The organism is Streptomyces humi, assembly GCF_001005085.2.
GTDB lineage: Bacteria > Actinomycetota > Actinomycetes > Streptomycetales > Streptomycetaceae > Streptomyces > Streptomyces humi.
On sequence record NZ_LBMU02000019.1, the window covers coordinates 37,450 to 48,220 of the forward strand.

Here is a 10,771-nt window from a genome sequence, read left to right on the forward strand (position 1 = left end):
CGGGAGCGGTTGACGAGATCCCGCCGATCTTCACGATCGGTCGGGATCTTCGTCGTTTCCGGGGCGAGTTCGAGCGGAGCGACGGCGCGACCCGGCGCCGGAGAAGCCGCCGACCCGGACGTGGGCCTCCCCCTCCCCCTCCCTCTCCCCCTGGCCCTGACCGACCGGGCCGAGGCGCTGCCGGCGGCGCGGGCCATGGACCTCGCCGGCCGCCCGCCGGCTCGCCGCACAGGCCGTGGCCTCGACGGCTGGGACGCCGTACCGCCGGCCGTGGAACGGATCGTGCCCCGCTCCACGGCAGTTGTCGTCGATCAGCTGGTGATCCGTAATGGTCTGTGACGTCCCGCCGAACCACCGCCGATTGCGAGCCGCGCCATGATCCCCAAACTGCCCTTGCACAGCCCCCGTTGGCGTGACCTCGACGGCGTGACGGCCGAGGAGGTGAGAGCGCTGCTGGCCGGCATGGCGTCAGGAGATGCCACCGGGAGCGGCGACGCGTGGTCGCGGACCTGGAAGGACCTGGCCGGCGGCCTTGTCGACGACGGAACTGTCCTCGACGGCGCCTATGCCGCCCTGCCCCATCTCGTCGAGGCGGCGGCGGCCCTGCCCCCGGACCGGACCGCGGATCTCTGGGTGGACCTGGGGATCATCGTGACCGCGGAGGACCGGCCCCCCGTCCCCGACGATCTGGCGGCCGGGTTCGACGCCGCGCTCCCGCTGGCCGAACAGGCCGCCGTACGAAGCCTCCTGGCCGCCGACGCGCCCGCCGAGGACCGCACCTCCCTCGCGCTGTCCTGCCTCGCCTTCGCCGGTCACCACATCGCCACGGCGCTGTGGTCCCTCCGGCCACAGGACGGATACCTCTCGCTGTGCTGCCCCGGGTGCGAGAGCGACACCGAGATACCCGACTTCTTCACGGACCCGGTGCGTCCGCCCCTCGACGCCCCGCGGTTGCCCGAGCCCGCACGGGACCGTCCCGGGACGCACCCGTGGGGTGCGGTCGCCACCGCGCTGCGCGAGGAGGACCTGGGGGAGGGGTGGGAGCCCTTCCTGCGGGTGGCCCGCGACACCGCGGCGGCCGGAGTGCACCCCGCGACGCCGGGCCGGGCCGCCCTGTGCCTGGTCGCCGCCGTGGTCGCGGCCAAGGGCACCCCGCGGGAGGCGGGGCGCCGACGGGCCCGCGAACTGATGCTGCTCACCGGGTACTTCAGCTGCTGGGACTGCGAGCGGACCTGGACGATCGCCGACGGCCTGGCAGAGCACCCGGACGGCGCGCACCCGCGGGACCACGGGACCGGGCAGCGGACGGACGCCGACCGTCCGGCTCCCACGGCGACACCGGCGGCGGCCGGTCCGACGGGCGCGCTGCCTACCCGCCTTCGGCGGGAGGGGAGGGCGCTGCTCACGGCCGACGGCACAGCCTGGGCCCACCTGACGGTGTTCTCCGGCCCTGCACCCGATCCCGTGCCCGATCCCGTGCCTGGCCCCACTGCCGAGTCCATCAGTACCGACTCCTTCAGTGCCGGCTCCTTCAGTGCCGGCTCCTTCGACGCGGGCTCCACCAGTGCCGGCTCCTTCGACGCGGGCTCCACCAGTACCGGCTCCTTCGACGCCGACTCCATCAGTACCGGCTCCATCCGTGGCGTCGACTCGCTGACGGTCCTGGCCCGGCCCGGTCAGCCCGTGCTCGTCGCCGGTGCCGGTGCCGGTGCCGGGGGCGCGGTGTTCCTGTGGGATCCGGCCGACGGCGGGCTCGTCCGCGACCCGCTGCCGGGGCGTCCCGGGTGTCCCGACCGGGTCCGCTCGATGACGGCCCTCCCGCTGCCCGACGGCCGCGTCCTGCTGGCGACCGGCGACGAGACGGGGACGATCGTCCTGTGGGACCCCGCCACCGGGCGGCCGGTCCGCGAACCGGCCGGCAACCCGCCCGGCGAGGTGGTCGGGATGTGCGCCGCGACCGTCCCCGACGGCCGGACCCTGCTCGTCACCGCCACCTCCCGGGGCGCGGTCCGGTCGTGGGATCCGGCCACCGGTGAGGCCGTCGGCCGCCTCAACCCCTACGGCAGCCCGATCCGGTCGATCACCGCCGTCCCGGTCTCCGCCGGCCATACGCTCGTCGTCGCCGCGGACACCGGGGGCGGCGTCCACGTGTGGGACCCGGCCGTCGACGACCCCTGGTCGCGGGGCGTGGCCGTGCAGTTGAACGGACGAGCCCTCGGCGGTGCCGTACACCGGGTGGCGGCCGTGGCGGCCGTGCCCGCACCGGACCGTGCGCTGCTGGCCACCGGAGACGACCAGGGCGTGGTCAGGCTGTGGGACCTGGCGACCGGTGACCCGGCCGGTGACGCCCTGCCCGCCTCGACGGGCACCGCCGGCCTCCAGGTCATGACCGCCACCGCGCTGCCCGACGGGCGCCGCGTGCTGGCCGTCGGCAGCGGTCTCGGGCGGCTGCGGGTATGGGAACCGGCGACCGGCACGGTGCAGCACATCGCCCTGGGCCTGGCGCCCACCTGTCTGGCCGCCACGGGCCCCGACCTGATCGTCGGACACGACCGTGGAGCCTTCACGCTTCCGCTCACGGGACGGTGAAATCACCTGGTGGTGAGATCGCCGGGCGGTGAAATCACCAGGCGGCGACTCACCGGGTGGTGACTCGGCCGGGGCCCCCTCCGGCCCGCCTGGACGATGCAGCACCGCAGTGGACGGCCGCGCCGTGCGTCGCGGGGCCCGCGATTCCGTTGGAGAGGACCTGGTCACCAGGGCCCCCGGCAGCCCTCGTACGCTTCTCCGATCGCTCACTGCGGAGGAGACGACGGAACCGATGATCGCCAGCATTGTGGGGCTCGTCGTGATCCCCATGGTCATAGCCGGGCTGGCCCGGTGGGCGGCGGCAAGGAGACGGCGCGGCCTTGCAGCGGGCCGGCCCGTGCACTTCCGCTGCCGACTTGACGGCCACAAGGGCCGACTGCTGGTCGACCCACGCCTCGACGGGCCCGTCTTCCTGGACCGTTCCGGGTACGTCACCGCCCTGCCCCGCGGTGGCGAGGCCCTGGACGCGACAGTCTCCACCAACGGCCGGCCCCCCTTCGAGAAGGTCGACCTGCGCTACCGGACCCCCGAAGGCCAGGTGCTGCGGCTGCGCTCGGCCACGCACGACGCCCGGACCCTCGGCGTCTGGCTGGGCGAACAGACCCGCCCGGTTTCCGCGCCCACCCGACGGCTGCTGCTGCCGGCCACACCGCCATGGGCGGTACTCGCCCTCGCGGCGTCCCTGTTCGTGGGCCTGGCCACGGCGGACGTCGCGCTGCTCGGGAAGCACACCGCCGCCGAGGTCGTCCGGGTGGACCGGGACGACGACAGCTGCACCGTCGGCTGGAACGCCGGCGCCCAGCGGGCGGCTGTGGACTGCGACACGACGGACGTCCGCTCCGGCGACCGCATCCGGATCACCGCCCTGCCCTGGCCCTTCCTGGGTGAGGCCGTGAACACGCGTACCGCCCTGAGTGTGGTCGCCGTGCTCGGAGGCGGCCTCGGCCTGCTCGGCCTGGGCGGTGCGTTGATGGTCAACCCGCTGGCCTGCGCCCGACGCGTCCGGCGGGCGCGCCGGGCCCGGCCGGCGATCCCCCCGCCGGCGGCCGCGGACGGCGAGGCGGGCGAGGACAGGTGGCCCGGCCTCGATGACGACCTGAGCTACGCGAGCCTCACCGCCGCGGCCCGGCACGGCGATCGCCATCGACCGGGCCCCCGGGTGACCCCGCCGCGCCGCGGCTTCGGCAGCACGTCCGTATCGCCGCGCATCTGGGTGCTGACCACCGTCCTCGGCACCGGCGCCTGGTACTCCCTGGGGTTCTCCGCCTCCGCCGTCCTCGAGGACTACTCCCACCTCGGGTACTGGCGCTTCCTCGTGTTCGGTACGGTCGGCATCGCGTCCCTCGCCCGGATCGGCTGGGTCGCGACCGACCGCTCCGCCCTGTGCGGTCCGGTACTGCGTGCCGCGCGTTCGGACGCCGAGACGGGCGCATGGCAGCCCATGCGCTACGTCCGTCTGTGCCGGGATCCCGGCGAGATGGCGCTGGTCCTGTTCCGACCGGAGGGCGGCGAGGTGACAGCGCCGATGTTCCTCCAGCCGATCTCCCGATCCCGCGGCAGTGAGCGCCGCACCGTCGGCGGTCCCGCTCCGGTCGGCGAGGCCCTGGTGGTCGACACCGGCGTGGGACCGCTGATCTGCGAGATCGCCGGCATCCGTTACCTCCCCAGAGGCCGTGCCACCGAAGCCACGACCGACCCCGCACGAACCCGCGACGAACTGCGCAGCTTCGCCGAGAGCCACCTCCGGCCGGCCGGACGGAGCTAGGGGCTTTCGTTCGGATCATCGTGCTGACCAGAGGAAGATGCCCGCGATGTGAAGTCCGGCCAGGTAGATGGTGGCGGTCTTCTCGTAGCGGGTCGCGATCCCTCGCCACTGTTCCAGCGTGGTGAAGACCCGCTGCCAGGTGCCGTCGAGGGCCCACATCCGCAGCCGGTTGTAGACACCTCTCCAGTAGCCGTACTTCTCCGGCAGGTGGGCCCACTGCGTCCCGGTCCGGAACTCGAAGGCGATCGCGTCGATCACCTCCCGGTGATCCCGCCGGCGACCACCACGCCGCGGTGTCCGGTCCGGGAGCAACGGCTCGATCCGCGCCCCCTGCGCATCTGTTAACGGCACACCCGGACAACCAACTGATCCAAACGAAACTGCCCAGTTCGCAGGGGCGGTCACCGCCCGCCGAGTCCGGCCGCCGGCCGGCGGGCCTGCGAGGGTGGGGCGGGCTACAGGTCGGCGCGCAGGGTCTTGGCGTAGCAGCGGCTGGACTCGTGATGGCGGTAGTAGCCGAACTTGGTGCACGGGGCGTAGCCGCTGGAGGTGTACAGGGCGATGGCCTCCGGCTGCTTGGTGCCGGTCTCCAGCACCATGCGCAGCCGGCCGGCCGCGCGGGCGTCGTCCTCCAGGGCGGTGAGGATCCGGCGGGCCAGGCCCCGGCCGCGCATCTGCTCGATCACGAACATCCGCTTGAGCTCGGCGTCGCCGTCCTCGTTGCCCTCGCCGTTCGCGTCCTGGCTGCGCCAGCCGCCGGTGGCCACCGGGCGGTCGGACTCGTCGTACGCGATCAGGTAGACCCCGTTCGGCGGTTCGAAGTCGGACGGGTCAAGGGCTGTGGCGTCGCCGCCGTCGCCGTAGCGGACGTGGTACTCGGCCTGGACCTCGTCGTTCAGCTTGACGGCGTCGGGGTGGTCGAAGGCAACACGGCGTATATTCATGTGAGGCATCGTATATTCGTGCAGGCGGCCGCTCGGGCGGCGCGATGGGCGGTCGGGACTCCGTCCAGTGTGCCGGTATCGTTCCCGCGTGCTGACTGTGACCTCGGTGAACGTGAACGGACTGCGGGCCGCCGCGAAGAAGGGCTTCGTGGAGTGGCTCGCGGGGACCTCCGCGGATGTCCTCTGCCTCCAGGAGGTGCGCGCGGAACCGCAGCAGCTCCCGGAGGAGGTGCGGGCGCCCGGCGGCTGGCACGTCGTGCACGCCCCCGCGGCCGCCAAGGGGCGTGCGGGCGTCTCCCTGTACACCCGGCGGGAGCCGGACCGGGTGCGGATCGGTTTCGGCTCGGACGAGTTCGACGCGAGCGGACGCTACGTCGAGGCCGACCTCCCCGGGGTCACCGTCGCCTCCCTCTACCTCCCCTCAGGCGAGGTCGGCACCGAGCGGCAGGACGAGAAGGTCCGGTTCATGACCGAGTTCCTCGCCCACCTCAAGGACCTGCGCGAACGGGCCGCCGCCGACGGCCGCGAGGTCGTCGTCTGCGGCGACTGGAACATCGCCCACCAGCAGGCCGACCTGAAGAACTGGCGGGGCAACACCAGGAACTCCGGCTTCCTGCCGGAGGAACGCGCCTGGCTCGGCAACGTCCTGGACCCGGCCGACGGCGGCTACGTCGACGTCGTACGCGCCCTGCACCCCGACATGGAGGGCCCGTACACCTGGTGGTCCTACCGGGGCCGGGCCTTCGAGAACGACTCGGGTTGGCGCATCGACTATCAGATGTCCACGCCCGGGCTGGCAGGCAAGGCGGTCAAGGGGTTCGTGGAGCGGGCGGCCACGCACGCCGAACGCTGGTCCGACCACGCGCCGGTCACCGTCGTGTACGACCTCTGATCAGTCGTTCCCGGGCTGCTTGCGCAGGCGGCGGTCCAGGGCCAGGGACACCTCTGCCTCCACCACGCTGCGGGCCAGGGGGCGCAGGCGGGTCAGGTCCTCCTCGGGGCCGTGGCGCAGGACGAGCTGGGCGAAGAGTTCGGCGAGCGCGTCGGCGTGCTCGCGGACGCTGCGGCCCGCCGCCAGTACCTCCGCCAGCGGGAAACCCTCGCGGACCAGCGCCGAGGAGGCGTCCAGGAGGCGGCGGCTGATGTGGACGATGTCGTCGCCGTCGGTGCCGAGGTAACCGAGTTCCATGGCGGCGGCGAGGTTCTCCGGGGTGACCTCGCCCTCGAAGCGGGCGGCGAGTTCCTCGGGGGTGAGGCGGACCGGCTCCTCCTCGGTGGGGTTGTCGACGCCGAGCAGTTCGGCGACGTCCCGGCCGTGGTCCAGGGCCTCCGCCAGTTCGGCGATGCCGTTCAGGGTGTGGCCGCGTTCCAGCAGCGCCGCGATCGTGCGCAGCCGGGCCAGGTGGTGCTCGTCGTACCAGGCGATACGGCCCTCGCGGCGGGGTGGGGCGAGCAGCTTGCGTTCGCGGTAGAAGCGCAGCGTGCGCACGGTTATGCCGGCTCTTCTGGCCAGCTCCTCCATGCGGTACTCGCGCGGTCCGTCGTCGTCTGCCACGGGCGCAGCCTATGTTGTACCGCCGGTACCCGCGGCGGAGCCGCTGATGTGAACCTCCTCTGCCCAGCCCCTACCCATCAGTACGGAGCTGCCCTAAAGTGCGACTGCGCCAGTGATTACTGGCGTAATCGCGGTCGAGGGTGTGGAGGCTCCGGGATGGCCCAGCACGAACATGTCAGGGTGGCGGTGATCGGGTCCGGGTTCGGCGGACTGGGCGCGGCCGTGCGGTTGCGCAGGGAGGGGATCACCGACTTCGTCGTCCTGGAACGAGCCGGCGGCGTCGGCGGCACCTGGCGCGACAACAGCTATCCGGGGTGCGCCTGCGACGTGCCGTCCCACCTCTACTCCTTCTCCTTCGCGCCCAACCCCGACTGGCCGCGCACCTTCTCCGGGCAGGAGCACATCCGCGCCTATCTGGAGCACGTCACGGACGTGTTCGGGCTCCGCCCGCACCTGCGCCTCGACGCCGAGGTGACGCGGATGACCTGGGACCCGGAGCAGCTCCGCTGGGACATCGAGACGGCCGGCGGCACCTTCTCCGCCGACGTCGTGGTCTCCGCCACCGGGCCGCTGTCCGACCCGAAGATCCCCGGGATCCCGGGGCTGGACTCCTTCCCTGGGAAGGTCTTCCACTCGGCCCGCTGGGACCACGACTACGACCTGCGCGGCAAGCGGGTCGCCATGGTCGGCACCGGCGCCTCCGCGATCCAGATCGTGCCGGCCGTCCAGCCGGAGGTCGCGCACCTCACCCTCTTCCAGCGCACCCCGCCCTGGGTGATGCCCCGCATGGACCGCGCCATCGGCACCGCCGAGCGCGGGCTGCACCGGGCGCTGCCCTTCACCACCCGGGCCCGCCGCGGGTTCCTGTGGGGCATCCGGGAACTCCAGGTCCAGGCGTTCACCAAGCACCCGGACGAACTCGGCCTGGTCGAGAAGCTCGCCCTGCGCAACATGCACCGGTCCGTCAAGGACCCGGCGCTGCGGGCCAGGCTCACCCCGGACTACCGGATCGGCTGCAAGCGGATCCTGCTGTCCAGCACCTACTATCCGGCGCTCACCCGGCAGAACGTGGACGTGGTGGCGAGCGGGCTCGCCGAGGTCCGCGGTTCGACGGTGGTCGCCGCCGACGGCAGCACCGCCGAGGTCGACGCGATCATCTTCGGCACCGGCTTCCACGTCACCGACATGCCGATCGCGGAGCGGGTCGTCGGCGCCGACGGGCACACCCTCGCGGAGTCCTGGAAGGGCGGCATGCAGGCGCTGCGCGGTGCCTCGGCCGCCGGGTTCCCCAACTGGATGACGATCATCGGGCCCAACACCGGCCTCGGGAACTCCTCCATGATCCTCATGATCGAGTCCCAGCTGAACTACATGGCCGACTACCTGCGCCAGCTGTCGGTCCTCGGCGGCCGGGCGGCCCTCGACGCGCGCCCCGGCGCGGTGGCGGCCTGGAACCACAAGGTCCAGGAGCGCATGAAGCGCACCGTCTGGAACACCGGCGGCTGCACCAGCTGGTACCTGGACGCGGAGGGCCGCAACACCACCATCTGGCCCGGTACGACGACCGAGTTCCGGCGCGCGACCCAGCGGGTGGACCTCGGGGAGTACGACGTGATCCGCCCGCCCCGGCCGGACGACGCGGGCCCCGCGCACGGCACCAGGTCCGGCGCGGAGGTGGGCGCGTGAGCCGGCTCGGCCATGTGACCGGCGGCCCCTATGCCCCGCCGGTGCCCGCGCGGGAACTCACCGTCGTGTCCGCCGACGGCGCCCGCCTGCACGTCGAGGTGCACGGCCCCGAGGACGCGCCGCCCGTCGTCCTCGCCCACGGCTGGACCTGCTCGACCGCCTTCTGGGCCGCGCAGATCCGGGAACTGGCCGTCGACCACCGGGTCGTCGCCTATGACCAGCGGGGCCACGGGCGCAGTCCCGCGAGCCCGGCGTGCACCACCCGCGCGCTGGCGGACGACCTCGAGGCGGTGCTGGCCGGGACACTCGCGCGCGGCGAACGCGCCGTGATCGTCGGCCACTCCATGGGTGGCATGACCGTGATGGCGGCGGCCGCCCGCCCCCGCTTCCGGGAGCACACCGCCGCCGTCCTGCTGTGCAGCACCGGCAGTTCGCGGCTGATCGCGGAGGCCCTTGTCATACCGATGCGCGCCGGGTCGGCACGCACCTGGCTCACGGCGCGCGTCCTGGGCTCGCGCGCTCCGCTGGGGCCGGTCACGCCTGTCGCGAAGCGCGTCCTCAAGTACGCGACCATGGGCCCCGGTTCCGCTCCGCACATGGTGGAGGCGTGCGCGCGGATCGTGCACGCCTGTCCCAGCTCCGTGCGGCACGCCTGGGCGGGGGTCCTCGCGGGGCTCGACCTGGACGCCGGCGTACGCGAGTTGGGCGTGCCCACGGCGGTCGTCACCGGCACCGCCGACCGGCTCACGCCGCCGTCGCACGCCCGCGCGCTGGTCGCCGCGCTGCCGCACTCCCTCGGTCTCACCGAGCTGCCCGGCATGGGCCACATGACGCCGGTCGAGGCGCCGGAGGCGGTCAACGGAAGGATCCGGGAACTCGTCACCCAGTACGTGACGGTCACCCCGGAGGACACCGGCGCCGCGGCGCCCGAGCGGATCACGGAGGGCTCATGAGCAGGGTCGGTCTCGAAGGACAGGTCGCGGTCGTCACCGGCGCGGCGCGCGGGGTCGGCGAGTTGCTCGCCCGCAAGCTGTCCGCCCGCGGGGCGAGGATCGCGCTGGTCGGCCTCGAGGAGGACGCGCTCAAGGAGGTCTCGGGGCGGCTGCACACCGAAAGCGCCCACTGGTACGCCGACGTCACCGACCACGAGGCGATGAGCCGGGTCGCGGCCGAGGTCAAGGAGCGGTTCGGCAAGGTCGACATCGTGGTGGCCAACGCCGGGGTGGCGAACGGCGGTCCGTTCGCCGACTCGGATCCGGTGGCCTGGCGGCGGGTGATCGAGGTCAACCTGATCGGCTCGGCGGTGACGGCGCGGGCGTTCCTGCCGGTGCTCACCGAGAGCCGCGGCTACCTGCTCCAGGTCGCCTCGCTGGCGGCGATCACACCGGCGCCGATGATGACGGCGTACTGCGCGTCCAAGTCCGGGGTGGAGGCGTACGCGCACAGTCTGCGCGCCGAGGTCGGCCACCGGGGCGTGCGCGTCGGTGTCGCGTACCTGTCCTGGACGGACACCGACATGGTGCGCGGCGCCGACCAGGACGACGTGATGCGGGAGTTGCGGCAGCGGCTGCCGTGGCCGTCGAACAAGACGTACCCGCTGGGCCCGGCGGTGGACCGGATGGTGGCCGGGATCGAACGGCGCTCGGCGCACGTGTACGGGCAGTGGTGGCTGCGCGGGATGCAGGGCGTGCGCGGATATCTGCCGGCGCTGATCGGGACGGTCGGGCAGCGCGAGATGAAGCGGTTCGCACCCCGCTTGCAGGGCATGCGCACCGGGCTCGTCGGCGCAGGTGGGGCGGCCGACGAGGAGGCGCGCGCTACACACCGTAACTGATCGAAATGCGCGCGGAGTCGGCCCGTGTGAACCTGGTCGAGGCCCCACCGAGGGCCGATCCCCTCACCTCCCACAGGAGTGAACCCACATGGGTATGAAGGACAAGGCCGGCAAGATGCAGGACCAGGGCAAGCAGAAGATCCGCGAGGCCCAGGACCAGGCCAAGCAGCGCGGCCAGCAGACGCAGGAGCGCGGCCACCAGGCTCAGCAGCACGGCCAGCAGACGCGTGACCGTGGTCGCCAGGACATGGACGACACGGAGCAGGAGATGCGCGACCGGTTCAACCAGGACTACGACGCGTAGTCGTCGCACTGGTCTGACCGACAGATGTGGGGCGCCCTTCGTCGCGGAGGGCGCCCCGCGTTTTTTTGGGGGGGCAGGGTCGGGGGGCTTGCGC

The 10,771-nt window shown here is 73.0% G+C and carries 11 protein-coding genes; 8 read left to right on the forward strand and 3 right to left on the reverse strand.

Going from position 1 to position 10,771, the window contains the following annotated elements; translation table 11 throughout:
- Window positions 1-120 precede the first annotated feature (120 nt).
- The 3 genes from AAW13_RS07285 to AAW13_RS07295 all read left to right on the forward strand — a co-directional run bounded on the left by AAW13_RS07285 (window position 121) and on the right by AAW13_RS07295 (window position 4,354).
- A complete protein-coding gene (locus tag AAW13_RS07285; RefSeq protein ID WP_046732947.1) occupies window positions 121-339 on the forward strand; it encodes a hypothetical protein in 219 nt (72 codons plus the stop codon).
- Window positions 340-375: 36 nt separating this feature from the next.
- A complete protein-coding gene (locus AAW13_RS07290) occupies window positions 376-2,589 on the forward strand; it encodes a WD40 repeat domain-containing protein (RefSeq protein WP_063777096.1) in 2,214 nt (737 codons plus the stop codon).
- A gap of 232 nt (window positions 2,590-2,821) precedes the next feature.
- Complete coding sequence (locus AAW13_RS07295; protein WP_143144984.1) at window positions 2,822-4,354, forward strand: hypothetical protein; 1,533 nt, start codon at window positions 2,822-2,824, stop codon at window positions 4,352-4,354.
- A gap of 15 nt (window positions 4,355-4,369) precedes the next feature.
- Here AAW13_RS07295 and AAW13_RS44740 read toward each other — a convergent pair whose 3' ends face one another.
- Together AAW13_RS44740 and AAW13_RS07305 are read right to left on the reverse strand one after the other, a co-directional pair.
- Window positions 4,370-4,885: a transposase gene (locus AAW13_RS44740; protein WP_107483260.1), complete on the reverse strand. Its 516-nt coding sequence runs from the start codon at window positions 4,883-4,885 to the stop codon at window positions 4,370-4,372.
- Entirely contained in the window at window positions 4,810-5,298 is a 489-nt protein-coding gene (locus AAW13_RS07305; RefSeq protein ID WP_107483261.1) for a GNAT family N-acetyltransferase, read from the reverse strand. Before AAW13_RS07305 ends, AAW13_RS44740 begins: the two co-directional genes overlap by 76 nt.
- Before the next feature lie 88 nt (window positions 5,299-5,386).
- Between AAW13_RS07305 and AAW13_RS07310 the strand changes: the two genes are divergently transcribed.
- Window positions 5,387-6,190, forward strand: a complete 804-nt coding sequence (locus AAW13_RS07310; protein ID WP_046732944.1) for an exodeoxyribonuclease III — start codon at window positions 5,387-5,389, stop codon at window positions 6,188-6,190.
- Here AAW13_RS07310 and AAW13_RS07315 read toward each other — a convergent pair whose 3' ends face one another.
- Window positions 6,191-6,820 carry a MerR family transcriptional regulator gene (locus AAW13_RS07315; protein WP_046732943.1) on the reverse strand — a complete coding sequence of 210 codons (630 nt, stop codon included), beginning with the start codon at window positions 6,818-6,820 and terminating at the stop codon, window positions 6,191-6,193. It lies immediately after the preceding gene.
- 189 nt (window positions 6,821-7,009) lie between these two features.
- Here AAW13_RS07315 and AAW13_RS07320 point away from each other — a divergent pair, with 189 nt between their 5' ends.
- From AAW13_RS07320 to AAW13_RS07335, 4 genes are all read left to right on the forward strand, one after another.
- Window positions 7,010-8,539: a flavin-containing monooxygenase gene (locus AAW13_RS07320; RefSeq protein ID WP_046732942.1), complete on the forward strand. Its 1,530-nt coding sequence runs from the start codon at window positions 7,010-7,012 to the stop codon at window positions 8,537-8,539.
- On the forward strand, window positions 8,536-9,492 hold the full coding sequence (locus tag AAW13_RS07325; RefSeq protein ID WP_046732941.1) for an alpha/beta fold hydrolase: 957 nt from the start codon (window positions 8,536-8,538) through the stop codon (window positions 9,490-9,492). The genes AAW13_RS07320 and AAW13_RS07325 overlap by 4 nt, the downstream gene beginning before the upstream one ends.
- Entirely contained in the window at window positions 9,489-10,373 is an 885-nt protein-coding gene (locus tag AAW13_RS07330; RefSeq protein ID WP_046732940.1) for an SDR family oxidoreductase, read from the forward strand. Before AAW13_RS07325 ends, AAW13_RS07330 begins: the two co-directional genes overlap by 4 nt.
- Before the next feature lie 88 nt (window positions 10,374-10,461).
- Complete coding sequence (locus AAW13_RS07335; protein ID WP_046732939.1) at window positions 10,462-10,677, forward strand: hypothetical protein; 216 nt, start codon at window positions 10,462-10,464, stop codon at window positions 10,675-10,677.
- Window positions 10,678-10,771: the final 94 nt, after the last annotated feature.

Bases quoted from the DNA above. Each gene is read 5' to 3' on its own strand.
- AAW13_RS07290 (WP_063777096.1), top strand. From the start codon at position 376: ATGATCCCCAAACTGCCCTTGCACAGCCCCCGTTGGCGTGACCTCGAC.
- AAW13_RS07295 (WP_143144984.1), top strand. From the start codon at position 2,822: ATGATCGCCAGCATTGTGGGGCTCGTCGTGATCCCCATGGTCATAGCC.
- AAW13_RS07305 (WP_107483261.1), bottom strand. From the start codon at position 5,298: ATGAATATACGCCGTGTTGCCTTCGACCACCCCGACGCCGTCAAGCTG.
- AAW13_RS07315 (WP_046732943.1), bottom strand. From the start codon at position 6,820: ATGGAGGAGCTGGCCAGAAGAGCCGGCATAACCGTGCGCACGCTGCGC.
- AAW13_RS07320 (WP_046732942.1), top strand. From the start codon at position 7,010: ATGGCCCAGCACGAACATGTCAGGGTGGCGGTGATCGGGTCCGGGTTC.
- AAW13_RS07330 (WP_046732940.1), top strand. From the start codon at position 9,489: ATGAGCAGGGTCGGTCTCGAAGGACAGGTCGCGGTCGTCACCGGCGCG.
- AAW13_RS07335 (WP_046732939.1), top strand. From the start codon at position 10,462: ATGGGTATGAAGGACAAGGCCGGCAAGATGCAGGACCAGGGCAAGCAG.